At 60.1% G+C, this 24,885-nt stretch carries 22 protein-coding genes; 14 read left to right on the top strand and 8 right to left on the bottom strand.

What is annotated here, in order from left to right:
* Nucleotides 1–6: 6 nt before the first annotated feature.
* Nucleotides 7–1,698 (top strand): SulP family inorganic anion transporter, encoded by a 1,692-nt coding sequence (locus ABQM86_RS21155; RefSeq protein ID WP_369745513.1) that lies wholly within the window; start codon nucleotides 7–9, stop codon nucleotides 1,696–1,698.
* On the opposite strand, the gene ABQM86_RS21150 is transcribed toward ABQM86_RS21155, so the two are convergent.
* On the bottom strand, nucleotides 1,689–2,525 hold the full coding sequence (locus tag ABQM86_RS21150; protein WP_280624871.1) for a mechanosensitive ion channel family protein: 837 nt from the start codon (nucleotides 2,523–2,525) through the stop codon (nucleotides 1,689–1,691). The genes ABQM86_RS21155 and ABQM86_RS21150 overlap by 10 nt on opposite strands.
* A gap of 5 nt (nucleotides 2,526–2,530) precedes the next feature.
* A complete protein-coding gene (locus tag ABQM86_RS21145; protein WP_280624868.1) occupies nucleotides 2,531–2,908 on the bottom strand; it encodes a phage holin family protein in 378 nt (125 codons plus the stop codon).
* A gap of 518 nt (nucleotides 2,909–3,426) precedes the next feature.
* Between ABQM86_RS21145 and ABQM86_RS21140 the strand changes: the two genes are divergently transcribed.
* The 3 genes from ABQM86_RS21140 (at nucleotide 3,427) to ABQM86_RS21130 (ending at nucleotide 6,070) form a co-directional block, all read left to right on the top strand.
* Nucleotides 3,427–3,852 carry a hypothetical protein gene (locus ABQM86_RS21140; RefSeq protein ID WP_280624864.1) on the top strand — a complete coding sequence of 142 codons (426 nt, stop codon included), beginning with the start codon at nucleotides 3,427–3,429 and terminating at the stop codon, nucleotides 3,850–3,852.
* A gap of 79 nt (nucleotides 3,853–3,931) precedes the next feature.
* Nucleotides 3,932–4,606 (top strand): GAP family protein, encoded by a 675-nt coding sequence (locus tag ABQM86_RS21135; RefSeq protein WP_369745512.1) that lies wholly within the window; start codon nucleotides 3,932–3,934, stop codon nucleotides 4,604–4,606.
* A gap of 237 nt (nucleotides 4,607–4,843) precedes the next feature.
* Nucleotides 4,844–6,070 (top strand): DUF1254 domain-containing protein, encoded by a 1,227-nt coding sequence (locus tag ABQM86_RS21130; protein WP_369746697.1) that lies wholly within the window; start codon nucleotides 4,844–4,846, stop codon nucleotides 6,068–6,070.
* Nucleotides 6,071–6,518: 448 nt separating this feature from the next.
* On the opposite strand, the gene ABQM86_RS21125 is transcribed toward ABQM86_RS21130, so the two are convergent.
* On the bottom strand, nucleotides 6,519–7,874 hold the full coding sequence (locus tag ABQM86_RS21125) for a DUF1254 domain-containing protein (RefSeq protein WP_280624855.1): 1,356 nt from the start codon (nucleotides 7,872–7,874) through the stop codon (nucleotides 6,519–6,521).
* 201 nt (nucleotides 7,875–8,075) lie between these two features.
* Nucleotides 8,076–8,792 (bottom strand): GAP family protein, encoded by a 717-nt coding sequence (locus tag ABQM86_RS21120; RefSeq protein ID WP_280624852.1) that lies wholly within the window; start codon nucleotides 8,790–8,792, stop codon nucleotides 8,076–8,078.
* Between the two features lie 1,241 nt (nucleotides 8,793–10,033).
* On the opposite strand from ABQM86_RS21120, the gene ABQM86_RS21115 reads away from it, so the two are divergent.
* From ABQM86_RS21115 to ABQM86_RS21105, 3 genes are all read left to right on the top strand, one after another.
* Entirely contained in the window at nucleotides 10,034–11,008 is a 975-nt protein-coding gene (locus ABQM86_RS21115; protein ID WP_280624849.1) for an AraC family transcriptional regulator, read from the top strand.
* Between the two features lie 96 nt (nucleotides 11,009–11,104).
* Nucleotides 11,105–12,205, top strand: coding sequence for an NAD(P)-dependent alcohol dehydrogenase (locus ABQM86_RS21110; protein ID WP_280624846.1), 1,101 nt, complete (start codon nucleotides 11,105–11,107; stop codon nucleotides 12,203–12,205).
* A 67-nt stretch (nucleotides 12,206–12,272) separates the two neighbouring features.
* The gene (locus ABQM86_RS21105; RefSeq protein ID WP_369745511.1) at nucleotides 12,273–13,781 is read left to right on the top strand and encodes an aldehyde dehydrogenase; all 1,509 of its coding nucleotides are present in this window, start codon (nucleotides 12,273–12,275) and stop codon (nucleotides 13,779–13,781) included.
* A gap of 450 nt (nucleotides 13,782–14,231) precedes the next feature.
* Here ABQM86_RS21105 and ABQM86_RS21100 read toward each other — a convergent pair whose 3' ends face one another.
* On the bottom strand, nucleotides 14,232–14,453 hold the full coding sequence (locus ABQM86_RS21100) for a hypothetical protein (RefSeq protein ID WP_280624841.1): 222 nt from the start codon (nucleotides 14,451–14,453) through the stop codon (nucleotides 14,232–14,234).
* Nucleotides 14,454–14,469: 16 nt separating this feature from the next.
* Here ABQM86_RS21100 and ABQM86_RS21095 point away from each other — a divergent pair, with 16 nt between their 5' ends.
* The 3 genes from ABQM86_RS21095 to ABQM86_RS21085 all read left to right on the top strand — a co-directional run bounded on the left by ABQM86_RS21095 (nucleotide 14,470) and on the right by ABQM86_RS21085 (nucleotide 16,107).
* Nucleotides 14,470–14,733: a hypothetical protein gene (locus tag ABQM86_RS21095; RefSeq protein ID WP_369745510.1), complete on the top strand. Its 264-nt coding sequence runs from the start codon at nucleotides 14,470–14,472 to the stop codon at nucleotides 14,731–14,733.
* Nucleotides 14,734–14,855: 122 nt separating this feature from the next.
* The gene (locus tag ABQM86_RS21090; RefSeq protein ID WP_369745509.1) at nucleotides 14,856–15,386 is read left to right on the top strand and encodes an RNA polymerase sigma factor; all 531 of its coding nucleotides are present in this window, start codon (nucleotides 14,856–14,858) and stop codon (nucleotides 15,384–15,386) included.
* The gene (locus tag ABQM86_RS21085; protein WP_369745508.1) at nucleotides 15,379–16,107 is read left to right on the top strand and encodes a hypothetical protein; all 729 of its coding nucleotides are present in this window, start codon (nucleotides 15,379–15,381) and stop codon (nucleotides 16,105–16,107) included. The genes ABQM86_RS21090 and ABQM86_RS21085 overlap by 8 nt, the downstream gene beginning before the upstream one ends.
* Before the next feature lie 66 nt (nucleotides 16,108–16,173).
* Here the strand turns inward: ABQM86_RS21085 and treS are convergent, their stop codons facing one another.
* Nucleotides 16,174–18,465, bottom strand: coding sequence for a maltose alpha-D-glucosyltransferase (treS, locus tag ABQM86_RS21080; protein ID WP_369745507.1), 2,292 nt, complete (start codon nucleotides 18,463–18,465; stop codon nucleotides 16,174–16,176).
* A gap of 211 nt (nucleotides 18,466–18,676) precedes the next feature.
* On the bottom strand, nucleotides 18,677–19,390 hold the full coding sequence (locus tag ABQM86_RS21075; RefSeq protein WP_369745506.1) for a TetR/AcrR family transcriptional regulator C-terminal domain-containing protein: 714 nt from the start codon (nucleotides 19,388–19,390) through the stop codon (nucleotides 18,677–18,679).
* 500 nt (nucleotides 19,391–19,890) lie between these two features.
* Between ABQM86_RS21075 and ABQM86_RS21070 the strand changes: the two genes are divergently transcribed.
* From ABQM86_RS21070 to ABQM86_RS21055, 4 genes are all read left to right on the top strand, one after another.
* Nucleotides 19,891–20,631 (top strand): GAF and ANTAR domain-containing protein, encoded by a 741-nt coding sequence (locus ABQM86_RS21070; RefSeq protein WP_242703446.1) that lies wholly within the window; start codon nucleotides 19,891–19,893, stop codon nucleotides 20,629–20,631.
* A gap of 107 nt (nucleotides 20,632–20,738) precedes the next feature.
* Nucleotides 20,739–21,713, top strand: a complete 975-nt coding sequence (locus tag ABQM86_RS21065; RefSeq protein WP_369745505.1) for an NAD-dependent epimerase/dehydratase family protein — start codon at nucleotides 20,739–20,741, stop codon at nucleotides 21,711–21,713.
* Nucleotides 21,714–21,769: 56 nt separating this feature from the next.
* Nucleotides 21,770–23,074, top strand: coding sequence for an LssY C-terminal domain-containing protein (locus ABQM86_RS21060; RefSeq protein WP_369745504.1), 1,305 nt, complete (start codon nucleotides 21,770–21,772; stop codon nucleotides 23,072–23,074).
* Between the two features lie 156 nt (nucleotides 23,075–23,230).
* Nucleotides 23,231–24,001 (top strand): polyprenol monophosphomannose synthase, encoded by a 771-nt coding sequence (locus ABQM86_RS21055; protein WP_242703654.1) that lies wholly within the window; start codon nucleotides 23,231–23,233, stop codon nucleotides 23,999–24,001.
* Between the two features lie 358 nt (nucleotides 24,002–24,359).
* On the opposite strand, the gene ABQM86_RS21050 is transcribed toward ABQM86_RS21055, so the two are convergent.
* Nucleotides 24,360–24,866 (bottom strand): universal stress protein, encoded by a 507-nt coding sequence (locus tag ABQM86_RS21050; protein WP_369745503.1) that lies wholly within the window; start codon nucleotides 24,864–24,866, stop codon nucleotides 24,360–24,362.
* Nucleotides 24,867–24,885 lie beyond the last annotated feature (19 nt).

Below are 24,885 nucleotides of genomic sequence, written 5' to 3'. Positions count from 1 at the left end.
CGACCTTTGGAACAGTCGACCGTCGACACCGCGGGATACCCGAAGAATCAGGCGTGGCAGTTGAAGCTCGGTGCCGGGCTCGTTCGTCTTCCTACGTTCCGCTGGCGGCAAGAAATAACAGCCGGAATTACGCTGACGGCAATCGCTGTACCCCTGAATATCGGGTACGCACAGATCGCCGGGTTGCCCCCAACAGCCGGCCTTTATTCACTGATTTTCCCTGCGATTGTTTTCGCGCTTCTCGCCTCGACCCGGCAACTCGTAGTCTCACCCGATGCGGCGGCTTCATCATTGGTGGCAGCTTCGGTCATCGGCTTCGCGACACTGACCTCGCCGCACTACGTTGAGGTAGCCGCTGCCCAGGCCATCGTCGGAGGGGTGCTGTTCCTGCTGTGTTGGGCACTGAAGCTCGGGGCCATTGTCTCGTTCTTATCAGAACCCATGCTGGCGGGCTTTGTCGGCGGGTTGGCCCTCAATGTCCTGCTCAGCCAAGTCGTCAAGATGCTAGGACTCAAGGGGGTAGAGGAACCCGAGTTCGCGGGGAAACTCTTCGAAGCCATAACCCACATTGGGACCGTGAACCCCGCCGCGGTGCTTCTTTCCCTAGGTTGCCTGCTCGTCCTGCTGGCAGGGGGAAGGATAAGCCGAGCAGTTCCTTGGCCGCTGGTGGTCCTCGTCCTGGCATCGGCGGTCGTTGCGGTATTCGGGCTTCAGCGTGCAGGAATCAGCGTGCTGGGACCAATAGCTGCCGGCCTACCGGTCCCCAACCTGCCGCTCCTTTCCTGGTCCGAATGGATGGGGCTGTTTCCCAGCGCGGCCGCCCTGACCATCGTCGGGATGGCCGAAGCGCTGCTCCTGGCCCGACGCTACGCCGACCGCTACGGATACACTACAAACCCCAACCAGGACCTCTTCGCACTCGGGGCTGCCAACATGGCTTCCGGAACCACCGGCGGCTTCACTATAGGATCCTCTGCCTCCCGCAGCGCCGCGATGGAACAGGGCGGGTCCCGCACCCAATACCCGGCCATCATCGCCGCGGTTCTGACCATTTTGTTGATGATCTTCGGAACAGGCCTGCTGGAACACATCCCCTCCCCTGCAGTCGGGGCCATCGTGGCAGTGGCTGTCATCCGGCTCGTCGGGTTTGCCGATTTCCGCATGCTCTGGCACCGGCATCGCTACGATTTCACTGTCGGTATCGTGTGCTTCGTGGGGGTGCTCCTGATAGGCCCAATACGAGGTATTCTTTTGGCCCTTTTCCTCGCCCTGCTAGGTCTTGCCCGTAACGCGGCCGCAACACCAGTGGAGATCCTCAACACGTCAACGGGATCATGGGATCCTCAACCGGACAATCTGGCTCAAACCTCCCCCGTTCCCCCTTCACAAGGCAGGTCTGCCGTAGTCGGCAGGGTCATCGGGCCACTGTTTTTCGCTAATGCTGCAAGGTTCACCGATTCCGTCAAACGTCTCACCGAGTCCCCTGATCCGGACGGGGAAACATCGTCGTTCCTCTTCGACTGCAGCACCCTAACCGACATCGACACCACTGGCCTGGAAGCCCTCGCGGCGGCCAGAGACCGGTTGGAAGAACACGGCGCCAGCCTGCGCCTCGAAGGAGTCCGGCCAAACCTCCAAGAAATGCTCACGAACGAAGGCTTCGTCCTGGTCCCGCCGTCTCCTGAGGTTCAGAACTGAAGGGGAGGCGTCAGCGGGGGGTCAGGAATGTTTGACGTCACGACGGCATCCACCTGCGCATTGTTCAGGCCAGCACCGACAGCATGAACCACTTGCGAGGTCAGGATCGGTGCGGCCAATGGTGCATGCCAAAATCGAAGTGTCAATGTCAGGACCCCGGGTGCTGAGGTCACGAGGAGCACGCTGGGTTTGGGCTTCTCACTCACCCCTGGAACGGCCGCCGTTTCTTCTTCAATCAGGATGCGCAGGCGATCGAACTCCTCCACGCCGGCCGTGCAGCGGACCTGTATCCCGGTGCGGCGGTACCCGTGTTCGGAGTGGTTGACCAGGGGGCCTTCCAGTAACAACACATTGGGCACATGAATCGTTCTGCCATCGCGTGTAAGGATGACAACCGACCGACCGTTCAGCTCGAGAACCCTGCCGATGTAGTCGCCAACTTCAATTTCATCCCCAACTGACAAGGGCCGACGCGTCTGCAGGACAACCCCCGCGGCGAAGTTCGCTGAAATGCCCCGTAGCGCCAGCACCAAAACGGTGACGACGGTCAATGTGACGGCAATTACCGGTTGAACAGATGCCCCGAGAAATGTCGCGGCAACCCCGATCCCAACCAGCAGAACGGAGTATTGCACAGCTCGGCTCCCCAGCGCTTTAGCTGTTGGTGACAACCCCTGAAGCTGGCCCAGTAAATGGTGGACCGCCCGCCTGGCATAGACAGAAGCGACCAATCCTGCCACCACCGAGGCCAGGGCAAGAAGGATGTCCCATCCGCTCAGCGCCGAGGACGTGAGCAGCTTATTAAGATCAGACGTGGTCAACGGCATGCGATCTAGCTTCCGCCGTGCCGGTGTCCGGCGGCCCCGCGGTCAAGGTTTCTGTCGATGAGCCAGTACCCGAGAGAACTAAAAACCGACACAACCAGTGCCGCCACGATGGTCGCAACCGGCCCCCCAACGCTAAGGAAACGACTCAGCCCGGCAGCCAGGCCCAACAAAAGACCATTCACTACAAGGGCGAAGACACCAAATGTGGCCACCGACAAGGGCAGCGTCAGCAACCTCAACAACGGTCCTATAAGCGCATTTGTGAGTCCAAAAACCGCAGCCGCAGCGACAAGCCCCAAGAGTCCACCAGTGATGCTCACGCTGGGGATGATGAGGGCCGTAAGGACCAGGACTGTTGTCAGGACCAGCCATTGCAGAAGCATCCTCTGAATCCACCGCACGCCCGTCCCCTTCCTCTCCCCTGCCCCACGGTCCATGGCCGGCAGCCGATACCTCCGACTATGGACAGCGGCGACCTTAACGGCATCACCCCCCGCAGGTGAACAAAAGTCTCCCGCCCACTCCGCCGCCTTCCCGTGTGTTTTCCGCTGCGACCCGGGACCCGCTCTGCGAACCCGGGGGTAGGCAGTGACAGATCCGCTTTTACAAACGGCTCGCCAATGCTGCTCGACCGGTGATTCTCACCCCGGGAGGGTGAGTGACTTTACAAAGCCGGGCATCAAACTTGGTTTCAGATGGCTCCCGGACCACCGACCCCAACGAACCGGACGTGGAAAACCCGGCGGTGCTGCAGCAACCTGCGGCAAACGACGGGAAAAATCGCCACACACCGGAGAGCTACTCACAAATCCACCATCCGAATACCAGTAACCAATCACCCTCCCCAGGAACCATCCGCAAAGCGGAAACGAACTGACACGAACCAGAAAGTAGGGACACAATGGCATCGACATCAACCCCCCGATGGCTGCTGGCAACCGCCGCCCTCGGCCTCTCTGCTGCCCTGGCCGGATGCTCCTCACCCTCACCGGACCAGAATGCCCAAGCAGCATGCAGCGCACGGGCGGCCCTCACCCAGTCAGTGAAGGATGCCCAAACAAACCTCACGAGCAGCTCGACGGTGGCCGAGTACAAATCAGCTCGAGAAAACATCAAGAAGAACTACGAAGACCTCAACCGCGCGCTGTCAAATGTTCAAGCCGACCGCAAGAAAGACATGGAGAACGCCTGGAAGACCTTCGATGAGAAGGTCGAAAACCTCAACGACGAAACTTCTTTGACCGTTGCCGCCACAGAGGTAAAGCAGGAACTGACCAAGCTGCAGCAGGCTCAGGACTCCGCAACAGCCGACATCAAATGCAATTGATCGGCCCCGAACGCTGGCCGAAGAAACCCCCTGCCGCACTCATTTAATCAGTCAGAACAGCTGAACGGAGCAACCCCTCATGGGACCCGTCATAGGTGACCTGTTACCCCTGGCCGTCGGAATCGCCGTCAGCCCTGTGCCGATCATCGCGGCGATCCTGATGCTGCTCTCACCCAAGGCCCGCAGCACAAGCGTGGGCTTCCTTCTGGGGTGGCTGACGGGAATCATTGTCCCTGTCACCGTGTTCACGTTTCTATCGGCGTTGCTGCCCGAATCAGGGCCCGACGCGGGCCCTGCGCCCATAGCTGGCATCATCAAGATCCTTTCGGGCGCCCTGTTGCTTCTGCTGGCCGTCAAACAATGGCGAAGCCGGCCAGCTCCTGGCCAACGGGCCGAGCTGCCGAAATGGATGAGCGCCATTGAGTCGATGACTGCCGGAAGGGCAGTTGGCCTGGGACTGTTGCTTTCGGCGGCCAACCCGAAGAACCTCCTTCTCGCCATACCGGCAGGGGCAACTATTGCTAATGCAGGCCTGAACACAGGAGGAACAATCACCGCGATAGGGTTCTTCACCGTGGTCGGGGCCATTACCGTCCTGGTGCCTGTCGTTGCATATCTGCTCGCTGGTTCCCGAATGGCGAACGGGCTGGAAAAGATGCGCACATGGCTCGTGGACAGCAACAGCACGATCATGTCCGTCTTGCTGGTCGTTATTGGGACCGCCGTCATCGGCAAGGGCATATCCAACTTCTGAAAGGGCCCCGGGGAGGCCGCCGAACACAAGCCCTAATGAGAACAATGGCAAATCAATATTCATCGGTCGAACGGCCAGGCCGGTGTGGGAAGCGCAAATTACAGAAGACGGGGTTACAGAGTGACGAACTTTAGTAAGGACCTGGTACGTGAGGCGTTCATTTATGCGCAGCCGCTTGCAGAGGTGTACCGACAATTTTCGCTGCAGAAGGCTTACCAAGGCCCAGCCAACCGTTTGATGGCGTTCCGTGGGCTCGCTGACGCGACCTTCCGTGCAGTGCCCTCCCCGAACACGGACACGGTCTACACAGTGTTCGCTTATGACCTGAGCGCTGGACCTCTAGTTGTGCAAACTCCGGGAATTCCCGAAAATCGGTATTTCGTCTTGCCCTTCTATGATGCGTTCACGAACGTCTTTGCTTCATATGGCACGCGCACAAAGACTTACGGGCCCCTGAACCTCCTTCTTACCCCTCCTGGCTACGACGGTGAAATTCCTCAGGGATTGACGGAACTTCGCTCACCGTCGCTTATCGGTTCAATGCTTGGACGGATCCTGGTCGCTGACGAGGACGACCTGCCCGCTGTGCGGGCTATTCAAGACCAATTCGTGGTCGATCCACTAGAGGACTGGCTTCAGGGCGTCCATACCCCACTGATGGACTTCGCCCATCCGGAGCCCGTGCCGCAATACAACTTCGTCGACAGTCGCAATGACATGGAGGGATTCTGGGTAGGAGCCGGCGAGATACTGGCCGGCGCCCCTGTCCCCGAGAGCCAACGAGACCAGCTGGCTTCCTTTGAGCCTATCGGGCTGACCCAAGCCGGTTTCACGATGCCCCGCGACCCCGCAGACCGGGAACTCTTACTGACAGAAACAGCCGCGTCCTGGAAGTTTCTGGCCGACTTCGCAGCGGACCAGTCACAGGCCGAAACTATGGGAGTTTCATTTTTCAATTCCAACGGATGGGGCTGGTCCGCGGCCGCACGCGACAAGGGAAACACTGGAAGGCTTTTCTACGGCGAGCAATACCTCTTGCGCGCTTGGACCAATTACCTCTATTACGGGGCACTCCCACCAGAAGAGGCCCTGTATCCCACGCTCTACAGGGACCCTCAAGGCGGTCCCTTGAACGGGGATCATTCCTACACCTGGCGGATGCCGGCCGGCATCCGACCGGTACGATCACTGGGATTCACATCTTTGACGTTGTACGACATGGATGGATACTTCTTCGATAACCCTCACAACATCTACAAGATCGGCGATAGGGACAAAAACCTCATCTATGACGCCGACGGCAGCTTGACCATAACCATCAGCGCCACAAAACCCGACCGACCGGCCAACTGGCTGCCCTCTCCTGCAGGAAAAAATTTCTACCTCATGTTCCGCATCTATCTGCCCGTTGACGCAGTCCTTGATGGCACCTACGTCTTCGAACCCGTCGTCCGGGCTACCTGAGCGACACGGCCTTCATGGCGTCGATGGGGCTGGTCCTCCTGCTAGCAGTTGTCTGGATCGGGGGAATAACAGCCCTGTTGACGGCTCTAGACAGGCGTCTGGCAAAAGAACCGCAGCAAACCAGCCCAGGCCTGACAACGCCGGCAGAGCCGGACAGGAAGCCTTGAGCTCGAAGACGGACCATTCCACCGCGACAGGACCATCGACACCTGGTTGACACATTTCCTGCAGCCAAGATGAAGTGCCGCCACGGGCGCCTTGCCGTCAGGCACTTGCCAAGCCTGCAACAGCTTCCCATACCTTCCGTTTGATCTTGGAGGGATCGGCGCTGCCGGCACGGGCGCTGGCCGCATCAGGAATGCGTGAATAGACCAACGTCACGGCCACCGGGCTCTTTACCGTCTGCGCCGGGCTGGATTTACCAGCGCATCGACAGCTGTGCCGTCGGCTAGCGAACCTTCACGATGGGTGGAAGGACGTAAGCACCTGTGAGAACGCTCTTCCCCGGAATATAGACTCGCAACATCGGACGGAAGGCGCCGGCGGGAGCGGGAAGCCAGTTTGCCCGGTTTACGGGATCCACCGGTTCTGTGGCGCTGATGTATATGGTGAGCCCTCCGTCATCGGTCCACCGAAGACCGGGCGTGCGGTCCCCGACGGAGTAACGCTCCTCAGGATTAGCTACGAGGTAATAGTTGGGAACGTCGTACATGGTCAGGGACCAGAATGCCGCGTTGGGTGGAGGTGGGTTCAGCGTGAGCGTGTAGTCATGCTCACCCGATAGTTGCTTACCGTGCTGATCGACGTAGCTCGGGAAATACGCCGCTTCGTATGCGTGGTTGCCCCACAGCCCACCAAGGGCGGCAGATGCTCTTGTGATGAGACGACGGTCCGGATCCTCCAAGCGCCACTCAGCAGTGTTTAGGGTGCCGACTTCAAAGGAATCAAGGTTGTAGTCGAACACATGTATCGGTAGCTGCCACCCATTGACTTCTTTCACATAACTGTTCCGGAGGGTCGCTTCCAGTAATTCCAGCCCGGCGTCATAGCCTGCCCGCAGGATCTCCTGGTCGTCGTCGGGCAGCTTGGTTATTGGTCGATCCCCCGTGAGGCCCAAGGGGGCGAAGCTATTGTGCAGTAGCAAGTCCCGACTTGGAGGAGCGAATGTTTGCGAGTAAACGCGGTACTTTTCCCAGAACGCGAGGGCCTCTTCTAAGGAGCTTGTATCGACCATGGGCAATCCCGCCCCAGCCCGAGAATCGGAGCTGTCCAAGGGAGCTAAGAGGGTTGCAGCCTGGAGCTCCCGCACGACTGCCAGATCGGCGTCGCCGTTGACCGCCCACCGTCCTACGATTGATGCGACAGCCGTGGGGAAACGGATGACGGTGGCGTCCTGGGGCACAGTACCGTTCCATCCTGGAGGAACAAGGAAGAACCGGCCGGGTGCTGTTCCGGTCGCCCGCTTACCGACGTATGCGAAGTTCTCCGTCCACGCGCTCACAAATTGAAGGACATAGTAACGATTCCCGGTGTCAGGCACATCGAGAACCAGTGGGCCCGCCGTCAGATCGATTTGTGCCATCGAGTACACAGTGTCGTTGTTAATGGTGACAAACCGATCTTCTGGCCCGGCGAGTTGCCCAGCATGGCTGAAGGTGTTAAATGGTGCGGCCGGGTTCGCACCTACACCGGTGTGGACGTACCGCCATACCTGCTCCAGATTGAAAACGAGCGGGAAACCGTAAACGAAAGCCTCGGTGGCCAGTTCAACCGGCGACTTCTCTAAACCTGGATCCTTGCTCATAGTGACTCCTGTTCTGTACTTGGAATGTACTGACTAGTGCGATATTGGGGGTGGGGTTCTGAACTCTTTCTCGAGTGCCTGTCGGACTCGAAGTGGCGGCAACCATAGCAAAAACAACTGGATTCTCCTTCCGCCCGCTGACCTCACCTCGGGGAGCGGTTGAGTCCCGTCATCCTGCTCTCGACAGGCGCACTGACCTGCTCAAAAGAGGAAAGGAATGGCTTTTTGCACCTGCATGAAGGCCACCATTGCCAGTAAAACAACAGTGAGAGTCGTGTTGTGGGAAGCGATCCAGCCCCTCACTCCGTTAAGAAAAGGTTCTGCGTCTCGACCCTTTACAGCGACCAAAACTACGGGAATTGCCATGGGCGAAATGCTGATAACGGCGAAAACGATCAACACCCACATAGACGCGCTACTGCCTACTTCCGCGAGCCTCACATCGAGAGAAGCCACGATGGCGCAGGACATATTCACAGGATTGAGCAAGAAGATGCCTGACCCGAGGAGGAACGAGCGGCCCGGAGAGAAATGTTCCACGGCCTGCAGCCAGCCGGGCAGTTGAGGCGCTGCCTCAGCTATTTCCATTGGTGACCTCGCTGAAGCCATCTTCAGAGTTCGTCGATGGGCCCGCCGGTAGGTCCAAACGGCTCCCGCGACGAGGACAGTTGCGAGTACCAGTCGAGCAAAAGGTACCCACAGCGGCGGTTCCCGCTGTGCTTCCAATTCAAAGTATCCAAACACAGCGTACGATGCACTAAGCGCGATCGACACGCCGAGAATCCACCCAAAAAGATACATCGTCCCATTCAACTTGGGCCTCTTGGACAGCAGGACCGCTACCAAAGCAATGATGGCCAGAGGACTGGCAACGATCCCAAAAACGACTGGGACCAGCTCCCAGATAAGCTCAGCCACGACGTCCTCCCTTCTGAAGGCCATTGCAGAGAGGCATTGTGTCAATCAAGAGCGGCTCGATGTCTGTTCTCCTCAAATCGGCCATACCTACCGTTCCTCTCCACCCTGACGCGCCACTGCACTACATAAAGCCGCCCAAGAACACAAACGGTCACGGCTAGCCTCAGTCTTTCGCACACTCCCAGCCAATCGTGTTGGGAGGCCCGTCTGCCGTGTGGGCAGCGAGACGTGACCGCCTCTCGGGCTTCCCATCCCCGTTCGACTGCCAAGTTATCGGCCCGACTGAGTCCGGTATTGTTCGCTCCAGGGTTTTTGTTGTGTTCTGTAATGACCTTATTCTGATGCCCGTGAACGCTCCCTCACTCACCCTCTCGGGGTGAGAACAAGAAAAACTCTCGAAAGCCTGCCTTGACCGATCAAGGATAAAGAACCCTCGCCAGGCGCCGCCTTTTCCAGATGGGTTCCGACATTCGCTGAGTCGACTTCCAAAACGACGCGATCCTGGTCACGCGTGGAGCAGCGAATGCAGGGATCGGGTGGAACCGCGTCACTGCTTAGGTCGGAGAGTTTGAGCGTAGTCGACCAATTGCAGGGCGGTGCACGCGTTCAGGACGCTGCCGGTTGCTCCCTATAACCGTGGGAGTTGCACGACGGCTTGTCGACCGCCTTGTCGGTGACGGCCTGGTGGAGCGGCCGCCTCATCCCAGTGACCTTCGCAGCCACTTCTTGCATGTGACCGCCCTTCTCGACGAAGTTGACTCCAGCCTTGCTCAGAAAGATCCCCCTTCTGCACTGGTCACATCTCTGACGACGCAACCAGGCGCTCGGGGGCAACTTCTTGACGCAGGTGGCGACCCTGGATGCCATCCAGCGCCCGTCGTTGCCCGCACGGCATGCGCATCCAAAAGCCCCGGGCATTAACGGCCAGTGCTTACCCCATGCCCGTATCATGGGGATGGTAATGCACCACCCGCTAAACCCTGCGTTCCTCCTCGATACGACGCTGTATCAAGGTTTGCCGCCACACGTCGTAGATGCTTCTTCGCCCACACACCAAACACCCCGAAAGACATAACCGTCCAGCAGGCAGGCGTACTGGCCTTGACACCGTACCTGCTCCGACTGCTGTTGCTGCTGAGAGGAGGCACAGCAATACGACCACGGACGGCACGACATTGCTCCGTAGCAGGGAGCTAGCGAAGGTGTACATAGCGGCGGAGTTTCGCTAAGGGCGTGGGCGAATGGCCGCCGCATCTATTTGGTTGCGCCCGAAGGAAGAAGTAATCGTGATCCAAGTCAGCACAAGTGATCGGGACGAAGCTATTACAGCAGTAAGCCGGGTTTACTGCCCCCATCAGCTGCGCCTGGATAAACGTACCGCTGCCGCAACGACTCGGCTTCGGGCCGACGTGAGCCATGGTTTTGCTCACGTCGGCCTCGAATACGGCGCAACGGCTGACGTCGATGCAAGTGATCTAAAGGACCTCATTCTGGTTATGCACGCAGTCAGGGGCACAGCCTCGGTGCGCCAACCTGGCCGGGAAAGACGATGGATAGCAGGTCAAACTGTAGCCGTCACCGGCGATCAGCCAACCCGGTTCTCTTTTGATGCCATCTTCATGCAGACGTCTCTACGACTGGACCCTGCAGACGTCCGAGCTCACTGCGAGAAGCTGCTGGGAACTAGTTTGGATGCCAATGTTCGCTTTGATCTGCAAAGCTTTTCTCCGGACCTCGAAGTGTCTTGGTCGCAAATCATGACCATGTCTTCAAATCGCAGGGCTCTATCCTCCTCCGGGCTGGGATATCTCCAGCAACTAGCCATGGATCTGCTCCTGCATAGGCATCCGCATAATTATTCCCACCTGCTCGGCTTCAGGGACCGGCCTGTGGCCGGTCTCGCTGCCGAGGCAGTCGCTCTCATCGATTCTCTCCCCGAATACGAACTCTTGCACGTTGCCGACGTAGCAGCCAGGCTGCAGGTCAGCGCGCGCAGCCTAGAGCGAGCATTTCGGGAGGCATTTGATGTCAGCCCCGCGCAGTACCTCAGGAGCAAAAGACTCAACCGCGTTCGGCGAATGCTCGAAGAGGCTGACCGAGGTACTTCCGTAACTGACATCGCGTCTGCTCACGGTTTTTACCATCCTGGCAGGTTTGCCCGCTACTACCGCCAGAGGTTCGGGGAGTCGCCCTCGGCCACCCTCGCCCGGAACTAGTCTCAGTCGTTTTTCGGCCCTTCGTGTCGGATTGCGGATAGCACTCGACTGTGAGGCGTGTCACCGTTGTGGTATTCCCTATCGCAAGGAGGCACCATGCCGCTGACTACCCGGTCCGCAGTCGTTTTGGAGAAGGACGCGCCGTTCGAAATTCGTGACTTGGAGCTGCGGGAGCCCAGGCCCAATGAAGTCATCGTGGAAGTCAGCGCCGTGGGCGTCTGCCACACAGATATCATCATGCAACAGCAATTCTTTCCCGTATCTTTCCCCGCCGTTTTTGGCCACGAAGGGGCCGGCATAGTGCGCCAAATCGGCAGTGACGTTACGAAAGTGCGCGTAGGAGATCACGTTGTTCTTGGTTTCGCGTCCTGCGCGAAGTGCCGCAACTGCCTTCGAGGCCTTCCCTCGTATTGCCTGTACTACTACGACTGGAACTTCAAGGGTCGGCTTCTTGATGACACAACCGCGCTAACCGATAATGGCCAGGACGTGGCTGCGCACTTCTTCGGGCAAAGTTCATTCTCCCGCTACGCCTTATGCGCTGAACGCAATGTTGTCCTGGTCGACCCCGAGGTGGACTTGGCAATCCTTGGACCGCTCGGATGCGGTATCCAAACGGGTGCAGGAGCCGTGTTGAATTCACTCAAGGTCGAGGCAGGATCAAGTATTGCAGTCTTCGGTGCCGGGGGTGTAGGGCTCAGCGCCGTTATGGCCGCTGTCGTCGCCGGAGCAACGACCATCGCGGCGGTGGATGTGGACCCCGCCCGGCTTCGGCTGGCCAAGGAACTGGGCGCCACTCACGTGATCGACGCCCGTTCAACGGACCTCATGGCTGACCTCGGGCTGGTTGCACCCGAGGGGTTCATGTACACCATCGAATCTACCGGGCGGCCCGACGTCCTTGTGCAGGCGGTCGACATCCTTATGGTGACCGGCGTTTGCGGAACAATTGGCGCCTCTCCAATGGGCACCACAGCAGCAATCAACATGAACAACCTCATCTTTGGCCGCACGATTCGAGGCATTTGTGAAGGCGACAGCGTCCCGGAAATCTTCATCCCTCAACTCATCGAGCTTTACAAGCAAGGCCGGTTCCCCTTCGACAAGTTGATCAGCCGCTACGCCTTCGAAGACATTAACCTTGCCTGCGATGACGCCAAGGCCCTCAAAGCCGTCAAACCTGTCCTGGTCTTCTGACCCAACCGATAGGTCCCGAACCCCTTATAGTGCCCAAACTGAAACCAACTCTCAAAAGGAATCCCCTATGAGTATTGATACCCAGGACGCCACGGCGGCCGCTTCAACCGGAATCAGCGCTTTTTATGGCGCGTTCATCAACAACGAATTCACCGCTGCAAGCGGGCCCTCATTTCCTGCCTTCGACGCAGGAACCGGGGCACATCTGGCCGATATCGCTCGCTGTGGATCGGCGGAGATCGAGGAAGCCGTTCGTGCTGCACGGGTTGCTTTCCCCGCTTGGAAAGCTTTAGCCGCCGAGGAACGCGCGGCTCTCTTGCTGAAACTAGCGGACGCAGTCGAAGCGAACCTTCCTCGATTGGCTCTCATCGACGCGCAGGATATCGGCAGGAAAGTAGGCGAAACCGCACTGGACCACCAGTTCGCCATCAACCAATATCGCTACTTCGCAGCTGCAACGATCACTCATGAGGGCTGGGGTCGCCCCATTCCGAATGGCTACCTAGTTGCAAAGAGGGAGCCCTACGGCGTCTGCGGGCAGATCATCCCTTGGAACGTCCCGGCCATCATGGCCGCCTTCAAGATTGCCCCGGCAGTCGCGGCCGGGAACACTGTGGTACTCAAGCCCGACGAGAACGCCTCACTGTCCACACTTGAACTTGGCAAACTCATCGCCGAAATCTTCCCTCCCGGCGTAATCAACATCGTCCCTGGAATGGGTGAGGAAGCTGGAGCTGCGCTCACCGCGCATCCCGGCGTAGATAAACTTGCATTCACCGGCAGCAGCGAAGTCGGGCGCTTGATCTCCGTAGCCGGCGGCAAACGCCTCGTTCCAGTGTCACTTGAACTCGGCGGCAAGAGCCCCAACATTGTCTTTCCCGACACAGACAAACTTGACTCGGTCGTTGACAATGCATCGTTCGCTGCGCTCTACTGCAACGGTCAGAGCTGCCTGGCAGGGACCCGACTCTTCGTGCACGACGACATTTACGATGAGTTTATGGCCAAGATGGTAGCCGCCTTCAAGCGCATCAAAGTTGGACCAGCCCACGACACGTCGTCATCGCTCTCCGGTCTCATTTCCGAAGAGCAAGGACTCCGAGTCCTTGGATACATCGAAAAAGGCCTGGCCGAGGGAGCCAAACTACTCACAGGTGGCAAGCGTGTCGCCGTACCGGGCTACGAACACGGCTACTTCATCGAACCCACGATTTTCGAAGCAACCAACGACATGGTGATTGCCCAAGAGGAAATTTTCGGGCCCGTTCTGACCGTGATCCGGTGGAATGACTTCGACCAGATGATACATGAAGCCAACAATGTCCGTTATGGCCTCGCTGCCGGGGTTTACACGTCAAATCTTAAAAATGCGATGGCAACGGCAGACCGCCTGGAGGCTGGTTCCGTTTGGATCAACTCGTACTTCAACCTCGCCTCCGGGTCACCATTCGGCGGATTCAAAGAGAGCGGGATAGGGAGCGAGTACTGCCACGAGACGCTCAACATGTATACCCACCTCAAATCGATCACTCTACAGAACGAACCCAGTGACGCTTGGTTCGTACCCTCGCCATAAATAGTGATCGTGTTGGCGCCGGGCCTTCCACGGTCCTACACGGTTACCGTGAGGGCGAATCACCTCCCACAGTTCGCTTCCTTGGAACCTGGACGGCCCCAGCCTGCTGTCGCCAGGAAGGCCTCGGACCGTCACTGAGTCCTTCCTGGCAGGCATGGCGACACTACTTCCTTCATATGTGGGCGCGGAAGAGCGTATCGGCGATGTCCATGATGTTTTCTTTCAAATTGTCGGCCCGCCGTGGTCGGCTCCTTTGAGCTGGTAGAAGCCACCGACCGTAGCTCTTCCCTACGGCGTCATGTAGTACGAGGCTCCACGTGAAGGGGTCGAGTCGGTCTTTGTTGCCGCGGACGATGGGAATCGGCGGACACCTCCTTGCCCGTGGTATTCGACGGCGTTAATGGTCTGGCGATTCAGACCGCCATACGGCCGGGAACTGAGGCTGAGTCTCTAACCGGTGGAAGCGGCAGTAATGAACAAGCCGGATACGTCGGCCTCGGGTCGATGTGCCATTTCGTGTACGGGGGTCTTGGGGACCGCGCGGCGGCCACGCAGCCTGATATCGCGCTCAAGACGGGCTCGTCTGAGGTCCCGCCGGGGCCCACCATGGCGGATGTCCGGGGGCCGGTCTTCGAGGCCGATGTCGCCACCGGCGGCTGTCTCCAAAGACAAAAACTCAAACCAACATATGGACGCACTCAATACGGGAAAACTCGGCCTCAATAACGGGGGGTGTTTTGCTGATGTCACCGCGGACGGCGGGCCGAGTGGACTCACCTTCCCCGCGAGGACAACTGTCACCGAGACCGGCGTTGTTTTTCCCGATGGCACACCCCTGAACATTGGCGAGGAGTTCGCGTTTGGAGGTGGCTATTCCGGGGACCTGGTGCTGGGGGAGTGCGGCCGCCCTGGCGAGGCTTTGCTGGTTCAAAGTTGGGGCTTCCAGCCCTGATCTCTGGCCGGCAGCAACGCCAAACCGCGACGTCGGCACTCACCGTGAGTGCCGACGTCGTGCTTTCCGTGTCTTTTCCCAGGGCTCGTTACACTTTTCCGATTGCCGGACATTAACGGGGTATGAGCTTGCAAACGGAGCAGGGGGATCGCGTGGAGTTGGCCAGGCAGAAGCATTTTCTGGCGGCCCACGCCGCGTGCCATGACAAGGTATACCGCTATTTCCGGCGCCGAACGGAGGGTGCGTCCACGGCCGAGGACCTCACCGCAGACGTTTTCCGGATTGCGTGGGAAAAGTCCCGACAGGACCAGGAACTCTCTGTGCTTGTGGTGTTTGGCATTGCCCGCAACGTCCTCCGGAATCATTACCGTTCGACCGTCCGCTCGCAGAACCTCACGCAGCAGTTGGAGCGGCAGCGGACGGCTGAGTTGGGATCCGACGACGGACTGGTGAGGGAAGCGCTGGACCGGCTCAAGCCCGAGGAACGCGAGGTCCTTCTCCTGACGTACTGGGACGGATTCAGTTCCGCCGAGGTCTCAAGCCTGCTCGATGTCACCGCTACGGCCGTCAGGATGCGTCTGCACCGGGCACGGAAGGAACTCGGCAGCCTGCTTCGTACAGACCACATCACGGAGGATCCCAGAAATGCCTAACAACGACATGTCCACCCTGGATCGCCTGACCGCGGCCGATCCCGCCCTTGCGGTGACGGAAGATGAACTGGCCCGCAGCCGGGAAATGAGTTTGGCGGTGATGGCTACCGACGCCGAGCAGCTTGCCGTGGGTGGGTCCATCGGAGATTCCCATCAACGGCCCACCGGGAGCCGGCGGCGGGTGATGGCCGGATTCGGGTTGTTGGCGGTGGCCGCTGCAGTTGTTGTAGGCGTCTTCGTCACATTCTCCGCGCCGACCGAGGTGGTTCTGCAGGGGGCTCCGGCGGCCACACAGAGTGGCAGTGCACCGCAAAATGACGCGTTGAACCCGCCTGACCTTTCGCCCCTGCCGGAGATTACGGGGCTCAAAGATGCAACGGGGAACGCCAGGATCATTACCGGTGGCAACGGCAATAAGGCGGCTGTTTCCACGGATGAAGACGTGGACGTCTTCATGGAAGCGCTCGCCACGGGAACCCTGGGTCTGAACAGCGGCGGGTGTATTGCGCGCATCGGAGCGGACGGCATCGCCGATGGATTGGTGTTCCCCTTCGGAACGACCCTTACTGAGTCGGGGGTACTTCTCCCCGACGGAACGCCCTTCAATATCGGCGACGACCTTGCGTTCGGCGGCGGACTCACCCCAGGCCAAGTGGACCTCGGGGAGTGCGGCCGCCCTGGTGAGGCTTTCCTGGTTCAAAGTTGGGGCTTCCAGCCCTGATCTCTGGCCGGCAGCAACGCCAAGCCCGACGTCGGCACTCACCGTGAGCGCCGACGTCGTGCCTTCCTATTCGGCGGACTCTTCCTCAACAACCGGGTCCTTCAACAGCAGGGCCGTGCCCTGGAAGGCCGGCAGCTCGAGATAGAAGCTGTGGAGGTCGTCCACCTGGCCGACGTCCTCGCCGCTGAACAAGTCATGCACGGTAGCTCCGGGCACGAGGTGTGAGGACTGGATGCTGCCTGCAATGTCCTGGTCCGAGAAGTTCAGGACCGTTACCTGCAGTGCTCCGTCGGCCAGCTGGTTGACCATCACCAGCAGTCCCCGGTTGGAAACGTCCGGCACGTCCAGCAAGGTGCTGGTGGCAATGCCCGACTCCTCCCGCACTGTGAGGATCTGCTGGAGGCGGCGAGCGTAGGAGCGTGAATCCTTGAGCTGCTCGGGCAGGGAACCGTAGAGGCTGCGGGCCCGGGCCATGCCGGCCAGCGAGGTCTTCGCGTCCGGGCTGGTGCCCATGAGGTCGTGGGCTCCACGGTTGATCCAGCGTGTGTCACCCTGCGACGTGAGTTCCTTGACGGTTTCGCGGTCCAGGGCCGTGATGCCGGTGAGGTCCCAGCCCGAGAGTGCGAAGACGCCCGGCTGCAGCGCGTTGTACATGGACAACAGCACGTGGGCGTCCAGTACCTGGGCTTCCTGCTCAGGGGTGATGGCGTCCTGGTCCTTGATACCCAGCGCGGCCATGATGAAGCTGACCGTGGTGCAAGCGATGCCGTTGGTGGTGAACAGTGCGTTGTAGGGCCCATTCTCGCCCGTGAGCCGTTCCCGCAGGGTCTCCTGCACCTTCTCCGCAACTTCGGCTCCGGTCAGTTCTTCACCGCCAAGCTCGAAAACGTCGTCCCTGTGCCCGGCGGCAAAGTGCAGCAACTCATAGGTCAGTTCGTCGTGGTTCTGGAGGGCGTGGACCAAAGAAGCCTGGTCCACCCCGATCTCCATGGAGAGGCGCAGGGTCAGGCGCAGGAATTCGGTATCGCCTGTGACGAATGCGTAGTGGTATGCGGGCCGGGTAATGAAGTCGTATGAGAGGTCGGGACCCGATTCTGACTGGGCCTTGATGTCGTCGATAGTGAGGTTGAGTTCCTGGAAGGAGAACCCGCCCACCTTGCGGATCATGGAGCCGATCAGCTGGTTTGCCGCCTCGGACAACGGGTGGCCCTCCGACCATCCCGGCTCCTCTTCCGCGCTCTTTTCGACGCCCAGGAAGCCGTTGGCATCAAGCCGCAACGCACCGGTGCCGAGGTCCAACAGTGAATGCAGTGCGTCACCTACCACCAGGCGCATGCCGGCGAACGTTGGGTCCAGCCAGTTGATGGACGGCTGGCCGGACTTGAAGTAGTGGAGGTACACCCAGCGTCGGGTCTTGCCCGTGGTGTCGATAATGGGCTTGGTGGCGCTCCAATTGGTTTCCTTGACACCGGGTTCGTAGAAAATGACCCGCTGCAGCCGCCCAATGATGTAGCCCGCCTTTTGCAGGGCTTCCTCAGCGGCCGGGCTGATGTTCACCGAGTCTTCGCCCTCGGGAACGTCCGGCAAAAGGTGCCAGTCCTCCTCGGGGATGTCCACCATGTGATAGATGCCGGGGTAGTCCCGGAAGTTCATCTCAGCCAGCCGGAAGTCCGCGCCCTTGCCTGTGTGCCCGGGGACGATGTCGTCAATGATGGTGCCGCCGTGCTCGTTGGCGACCTCGCACATCTGACGGAACTCTTCTTCCGTCCCGAACGCCGGATCGATCGCCATGGAAATGCGGTCAAAATGGCCGTCCACGCTGGGTGTCTGCGACCAGCCACGGATGCCGCCAGCCAGCTTCACAGGGCCAGTGTGCAACCCACGGATGCCAATCTTGCTGAACGCATCCCAGAGCTCGGGATCACCCAGCGCCGAAAGGAAGGACTGGCCATCCTTGGTGATGAAGGACAGCGGGTAGGCGGTGAACCAGACAGGTGAACGCTCAACGGCTGCGCGCGGGTTGGGCCTGGCGTACGAGTTCTGCCACATGCTGGCCTGCCCGGACAACTGGCGGGCCATGGTGTTGGCATCACCCAGCATGGATTGGTTCCTGAGCCAGTCCACATAGGTTGAGTTCAGGCCGTCGAATTCCAAGGAGGGCCGGGCGGCAAAGAACTGGCGCCTTCGGGCGATCGGCCGGAGCGCCTTGGGCCGGGCCGGGTAGAACTGCTCGTCAAAGGTGATTTCCGCCGGTTCGCTTGCGATTTCATCGGGCGTTTCCTGTGGCGTCTCCTCCGGATTTTCTTCTGGAGTTTCGCTGATTTCTGACACGCTCGTGTTGACTGCAGGCTCCCGCACAGTTGTCTCCTTACGTGGTCGCCGCGTCAACGCCGACCGTCCGAGGGGGGTCGTTCAAGAGGTCACGTACCCGGGCTTGCCCGGACTATTCATGCTAGTCGGGGGAGCCTGCCGTTTGTCTAACCCTGGAACAAGTAAGTCTCGTGATGAGGTGCCGGTTTGACGCGCCGCCCTGGCGCCGACGTATGAAGTTCCGGTTCCCGGACAGGGCTCACGCCTGGGTTTGGTGCGTGGGTTCCGTGAGGCGTGCGGAGAGGCCGGCAAGGAGGATGGTGATGCCTTCATCGAGCTCGTCTTCACCGTCATAGTCGGCCAGGAGCGGGGCGATCGCGCGGAGGCGCGGGAATTCCTTGGCGGGCAGGCGGTGAAGGCCGAGGCGCAGGAGAGCTTCGTCCTCGTCAGGGTCGACGATGAATTCCTGCAGTTCGTTCAGGATGTGGCCGTAGAGGAAACCGTAGTAGGCGCGGTAGACGTGCAGGGCGTCCGAGGGGGCGAACCCGGCCTCAATGAGTAAGTCCAGGATCTGTTCGAGGGGGCGCAGGGTGCCGACCGGGCGAAGTCCCATGGGGGTGGATAGGGGGCGCGTGACCAGGAGGGGGACGACATTGGGGTGTCGGAGTGCTATCAGGCGCAGGTCGTGGGCGATCCGGCGGAGTTGGCCCTGCCAGTCCGGGTCGTCCGGAAAGATGGTCCGTTCGTTCAAGACCAGTTCGGTGACTCCGTCCAGCAGTTCTGTCCGGCTCTTGGCGTAGCGGTACAGGCCCATGGGGTCCCGGCCGAGTTCCTGCCCGAGCCGTCGCATGGTGAGAGCGTCGAGTCCTTCAGCGTCCACCAAGGCCAGTGCGGTGGATAAAACCAACTCCCGGCTGAGCGCCTGCTTCCTGCCCGATGCCGCCTCGGCCAGGGGTTTCGTTGCCGGAGCCATGGTTTTCCTCCTGTTGGATGCTCTGATACGGGACCTCCTTGAGGAGGGAAGCAGCGGCTATCAGCCACTACAGAAACAGTCTACATTGTAGTGAATATGCATTGTCTATTCAGTAGTCTACGTGTAGTGTCTACAATGTAGTCAGATGATGTAGACGGTTCAGTATGAGGCCCCAGAGCCCAGGGGAACCGGCCATGATGTTTCCTTCCGGATTCGCGAGAGCGCCCTTCCGGCCCCCTCCAGATCCCCTGTGCAAGGTCTGGAGGCCCAGCCGCCGTTGCCCTACGGCGGAACCAAGGTCACTTGAGCGGAAAGAGCCGCGCATGGCACGTTCCGGGCAACACCAGTTCTACGACGAATCCCCACCCATGGCAGCGGCACCTGGCGCTTACCGCACCAGAGAGAGCCGCAGCAGTGACTGCCCCCGGGTAGCTGCCCGGCCTGTGGACTCCTTGAGCAAAACTCTTACACCGCCCCAATATCCAGGAACGAGGCCAATCGTGGCGCAACAAACCCTTCTGCCCGCGAGTTACGTCGTTGACCGCATGCAAGATCTTGTCCTGAAGACACAGGATGTGAAGGAAATGCTGGATGAACTTGCCGATTTCTCAGCGGTCACTTTGACCGACCCTGCGCTCGCCTTCTGCAGCATCACACTCATGCGTCGGAAGAAGCCCGTGACAGTAGCAAGTAGTGAAGAACGGGCAATGCGCCTCGACCAAACGCAATACACGATAGGTGCTGGGCCTTGCCTTTCGGCGATCAGGGAACAGGTCGTCGTGCATGTGCCTGACTTGGCAAACGATGACCGCTGGCCCTCCTTCTCGTCGGCCGCGGTCCAGGTGGGGGTGGGATCCAGCCTGTCCGTTCCCCTGGCCCTTGAGGGGGAGGCCGAAGCCGGCCTGAATCTGTACTCCACCAAGGCCCGCGGATTCACCGAGGTGGACATTGATGTGGTCCAGGCGTACACGTATCACGCGTCCAAGGCACTTCGCGTGGCGGTTCGTCTCAGCCAGTTGGCCGAAACAAAGAAGCATCTCCTCGCCACCTTGGAATCCCGGACCACCATTGACCTGGCAACCGGCGCCATCATGGCCCAAAACCGTTGCAGCCAGGAAGCGGCAATGAAGATCCTGCAGGTCGCTTCCAGCACACGCAACGTCAAACTCCGGGACCTTGCCTCCTCGGTAGTCTCCTCCCTGACCAAGGACCCGAAGGTCCGGACCCACTTCGACGCTTAGGAGATTTGACCGGAGACGTGGAAGCCGCCCGCGGTCCCCGGAACCCGTGCGGACCTACCGATCACTCCCACAAGCCAGTACCGTGACTCGTGGAGATCGGAGAACCCATGAAAATCGTAGTGATCGGTGGCAGCGGCCATATTGGGTCCTTCCTTGTCCCCAGGCTTGTGCGCGCCGGACACGAGGTTGTCAACATCAGCCGCGGAAGCCGCCTGCCCTATGCCGATTTCCCCGAGTGGGAGCAGGTCCGCCAGGTCACCGCGGACCGTGAGCTCGAGGACCGCGAGGGTATCTTTGGTGACCGTATAGCTCAACTGGGCGCCGACGTCGTGGTTGACCTCATGTGCTTCACCGTTGAGTCGGCCACTGCGCTGGTGGATCGCTTGCGCGGCGAAACAGGCCATCTGCTGCACTGTGGCTCCATCTGGCGATACGGCGTCAGCCTGAAGTTGCCCCTTGCCGAAGGAGCGGACTTCGCCGAAGAGCCGGTGGATGAGTACGGGATCCAGAAGCGTGACATCGCGCGCATGCTCAAGGAGGAGACTGCTTCCGGAGGGTTGGCCACAACATCGGTTCATCCTGGGCACATCGTGGGTCCTGGATGGCAGCCGATCGGGCCCTTGGGCAACCTCGATCCTGGAGTGTGGCAGACGATTGCCTCAGGGCAGCCACTCCGGATTCCCGGACTCGGTAATGAACTGATGCACCATGTGCATGCCGACGACGTCGCGCAGGCCTTCGAGAAAGCCATCCTGAATCGGGACGCTGCGGCCGGGGAGGACTTCAATATTGTTGCTCCGAGCGCACTGACGGTGCGCGGTTACGTGAGCGTCGCTGCTTCCTGGTTTGGGCAGGTGCCCCGCATGGAAACCGTGGGCTGGGAGGAGTTCCGGCGGACCACCACCAAGGAATCTGCCGATATCAGCTGGGCCCACCTCTCCCGCAATCACTGCGTGAGTATCCACAAGGCAACCTCGCTGATCGGGTATACGCCGCGCTACGAACCCGAGCAGGCAGTGCTGGAATCTGTGCAGTGGCTCATCGGCAACGGACAACTCGAAGTCCCGAAACTGCTGACATAAACCTGTACAACTGCCCACCCGAGGCCCGAAGCTTAAGGGGCCACAGGGGGAGTTTCATGGATAAAGTGCCGAACAACGGCGTCACGGACAGCCGGCTCGATCACGGGTTCTTCGTCCTGGGTGGAGTTGCCGCGGTGTGGCTGGCCTTCCTGCTGGTGGGGGAGAGCTTCCACCTGGGGTGGGGCCAGCTGTGGTTCTCCTTTGTCTTCTGGGCCTTCCTCGCCTACCTGCTTTTGCCGCGGCTGCACCGGATCCTGACCACCATTTACGTTCCGGGCTATTTCATAGGCCGCGCACGCACCAGCGATGGGCTGCTGGGCGATCCCGTCAATGTTGCGTTACTGGGAGCCGAATCCCAGGTCCATGCGATCATGAGGTCCGCAGGATGGACCATGGCCGACGACGTCACTTTCGCCAGCAGCCGCCGCATCATAAGCTCCACCATTTTCCGGCAGAGCTACACCGAAGCGCCGGTCAGCCCCTTGTATCTCTTCGACCGGCAACAGGATTTCGCTTACCAACAAGAGGTCAACAACACCCCAGGAGAACGCCACCACGTCCGCTTCTGGCGTTGCCCTGAGGGGTGGCTCCTCCCCGGTGGGCACAAAGTGGATTGGCTCGCGGCAGGCACGTACGACCGCAGCGTCGGCTTCTCGCTCTTCACCCTGCAGATCACGCACAAAATCGAGCAGAACACGGACGTGGAGCGGGACCACATCGTTTCCACCGTTTGCGCTGCCGAGCCTGCCGTCACGGTGCAGGTGATCGAGGACTTCTCCACCGGATATCACACCCGCAACGGCGGCGGTGACTCCATCTCCACCGACGGCGACCTTCCCATCATCGACGCCAGCCGTGTCCAGGTCCCCGCCGACCAGCCGCCCAGCCGGACCGACAGCCGTGACCGGCGCCCGGCACCTATCGTGACCGGCGCTGTCCTGGTTGGTATCCGGGCGATTGCCGCTTTTACCTTGGCGATGACACTGCTGGGCTCCGGTAGCGACATCGGACTCGAAGACGTCGCCCTGGACCCGGAAACCACGACGACGGCGATTGTCACCATGGCGGTCATCGTCCTGCTCTTCGGGCTCGGTGAGGTGTTCCTGGCATGGCGGATTTTCCTTGGCAGCAACGGCGCCCGGGTAATCGCAATGGCCCTGAGCTCCATCTCGATCCTGGTGCAGGCCGTCGACTACTCCACCGGGACCGCGAATCTCACTCTCGAAGCGGGTCTCTCCGGACTTGCCTCGGACATCCTGGTCCTGCTGGCGTTGTCCAGCCAACGGGCAAGGGTCTACGCCAAACGGCAGCGCATCCCGGCCGTTCCGGCATCCGTGGTGGGGCGGCGTGTGTCCTCCTGACCTTCTTTGAGCGCGGGCTCTGTCCGACACGCCGTCGTTTGTGGCGTGTCGGGGTGGTTTCAGATTCAAAGTGGGTGGCGAAGGCACGGGGCAGGCCGGGCGTGCGGAGGTCATGAAGATCCACTGAATAGACTGGCTGGGCCTGGCGCATGCACCATGCTCAGGCTAGATCCGAAAACCGAATTGGGGACCCACGTTTTGAGTGTCAAGAATCCGAAAATCGCTGTTGTAGTGCCTACCTACAATGAGCGGGAAAACTTGCCCGTTCTTGTTTCCCAGCTCGTTGCACTTGGGATTGCCAATCTCAACGTTCTGGTTGTCGATGACAACTCTCCCGATGGAACCGGGGCTGTGGCTGATCGACTGGCAGCGGAATCCAGCGGAACAGTGTCAGTCCTCCATCGGAAAGAAAAAGATGGGTTGGGCAGAGCGTACGTGGCAGGAATGACCCGTGCTCTGGCCGATGGCTCCGGGATCGTCATCCAGATGGACGCAGATCTGTCCCATCCCGTGCTGGCAATTCCCACCATGCTTGATCGGATTCAAACCTCCGGCGCGGCGCTGGTTATCGGCTCACGGTATGTCTCCGGAGGTTCCACGGCTGCTGAATGGCCTTGGCATCGCAAGGTCCTCTCCGCTTGGGCGAATTTCTATGTGAGTGTGGTCCTGGGCTTGAAAGTCAAAGATGCAACGGCGGGTTTCAAGGCTTGGACCGCCTCTGCACTGAACGAGATTGATGTCCAGGCGGTTCGAAGTGACGGCTACTCATTCCAGGTTGAGATGAACTACCGGGCGGCAAGGCGAGGATTGGCAATCGCCGAAATTCCCATCCACTTTGAAGAACGCGTGGAAGGTGCCTCGAAGATGAATCTCCGCGAGCAGTTGGAGTCGGCGCTTACGCCGTGGAAGCTCCGCTTTCACAAGTAGGCCGTCCCGCAACCACCGACTTTGAATCCGCTGACGGCTGGAGACGCCGGTGAATGCGGCGTGTTGCACTGCCCGGAGATTCAAAGTGGGTGGTGAAGGTACGGGGCATGAAGCCAGCCACACAGTGAAGGCTGCCCCTAAGGTCCGACGGCGGCACTCACCTGGGCGCCGCCGTCGTGGGGCCGAAGGGCGCGGGGGTGGGAGAGCGTTCCAGGGTTAAACAAAAGAGCTCCGGAGTGCGTTATTGGGGGATACGCACTCCGGAGCGGTCTTTGAGCAGGCGCTTTCGCTGACCTGCAGTAATCACTCTACGTTGCGCGCAACCCCTTCGCCACCACCTCGAATAAGTACTTTCGCTTTAGTTTCTATGGGCAGCTTCCGGCCGTTTTTTCTGGGGGACAATCAGCACCGGCCGGCGTTGGTGATGGCTCAGCCACGCGGCCACTGAGCCGTTGAGTGCCTCGGAAATCCTGTGCCCCAAACCGGGCTCGGGCGTTCCCACAATGATCATGGACGCGTTGATGTCCGCGGCGAGCCTGCCCAAGGCCCGCGCCGGGTCACCTGCCAGCAGGCGCAAGGTCCAATCTGCCGTGCCGCCGTCCATCGCCTCCCCGATCACCCTGCCGAGGTCGCCGCGCACGGCCTCGACGTCGGCATCTTCCTTCTCCGGGTGGAGCGACATCCGGTGTGTCTCCCGGGACGGGTCCCACTCGACGAGGTAGCTCGCCTCGTCCACATATGCGCACACCAGCGGGACGCCGAGCCGCTCTGCCAAGGTCCGGGCAGTTTGGAGTACTTCCACATGCTGGTCCGGGAGAACCCCCACCACCAAGGGAATCGGTCCGCTGATATTTTCCGCAGCCATACCCTTATTGTTGCGCCGG

The sequence above is a fragment of the Paenarthrobacter sp. AMU7 genome, assembly GCF_041200195.1.
GTDB lineage: Bacteria > Actinomycetota > Actinomycetes > Actinomycetales > Micrococcaceae > Arthrobacter.
The sequence above is the reverse complement of the archived record's forward strand: the minus strand, read 5'-3'. Positions and strand labels throughout refer to the sequence as shown.

Bases quoted from the DNA above. Each gene is read 5' to 3' on its own strand.
- ABQM86_RS21115 (WP_280624849.1), top strand. From the start codon at position 10,034: ATGGCCGCCGCATCTATTTGGTTGCGCCCGAAGGAAGAAGTAATCGTG.
- ABQM86_RS21075 (WP_369745506.1), bottom strand. From the start codon at position 19,390: ATGGCTCCGGCAACGAAACCCCTGGCCGAGGCGGCATCGGGCAGGAAG.
- ABQM86_RS21060 (WP_369745504.1), top strand. From the start codon at position 21,770: ATGGATAAAGTGCCGAACAACGGCGTCACGGACAGCCGGCTCGATCAC.
- ABQM86_RS21140 (WP_280624864.1), top strand. From the start codon at position 3,427: ATGGCATCGACATCAACCCCCCGATGGCTGCTGGCAACCGCCGCCCTC.
- ABQM86_RS21055 (WP_242703654.1), top strand. From the start codon at position 23,231: ATGCTCAGGCTAGATCCGAAAACCGAATTGGGGACCCACGTTTTGAGT.
- ABQM86_RS21090 (WP_369745509.1), top strand. From the start codon at position 14,856: ATGAGCTTGCAAACGGAGCAGGGGGATCGCGTGGAGTTGGCCAGGCAG.
- ABQM86_RS21130 (WP_369746697.1), top strand. From the start codon at position 4,844: ATGGCGTTCCGTGGGCTCGCTGACGCGACCTTCCGTGCAGTGCCCTCC.
- ABQM86_RS21110 (WP_280624846.1), top strand. From the start codon at position 11,105: ATGCCGCTGACTACCCGGTCCGCAGTCGTTTTGGAGAAGGACGCGCCG.
- ABQM86_RS21125 (WP_280624855.1), bottom strand. From the start codon at position 7,874: ATGAGCAAGGATCCAGGTTTAGAGAAGTCGCCGGTTGAACTGGCCACC.
- ABQM86_RS21085 (WP_369745508.1), top strand. From the start codon at position 15,379: ATGCCTAACAACGACATGTCCACCCTGGATCGCCTGACCGCGGCCGAT.
- ABQM86_RS21150 (WP_280624871.1), bottom strand. From the start codon at position 2,525: ATGCCGTTGACCACGTCTGATCTTAATAAGCTGCTCACGTCCTCGGCG.
- ABQM86_RS21135 (WP_369745512.1), top strand. From the start codon at position 3,932: ATGGGACCCGTCATAGGTGACCTGTTACCCCTGGCCGTCGGAATCGCC.
- ABQM86_RS21050 (WP_369745503.1), bottom strand. From the start codon at position 24,866: ATGGCTGCGGAAAATATCAGCGGACCGATTCCCTTGGTGGTGGGGGTT.
- ABQM86_RS21145 (WP_280624868.1), bottom strand. From the start codon at position 2,908: ATGCTTCTGCAATGGCTGGTCCTGACAACAGTCCTGGTCCTTACGGCC.
- ABQM86_RS21095 (WP_369745510.1), top strand. From the start codon at position 14,470: ATGGACGCACTCAATACGGGAAAACTCGGCCTCAATAACGGGGGGTGT.
- ABQM86_RS21105 (WP_369745511.1), top strand. From the start codon at position 12,273: ATGAGTATTGATACCCAGGACGCCACGGCGGCCGCTTCAACCGGAATC.
- ABQM86_RS21065 (WP_369745505.1), top strand. From the start codon at position 20,739: ATGAAAATCGTAGTGATCGGTGGCAGCGGCCATATTGGGTCCTTCCTT.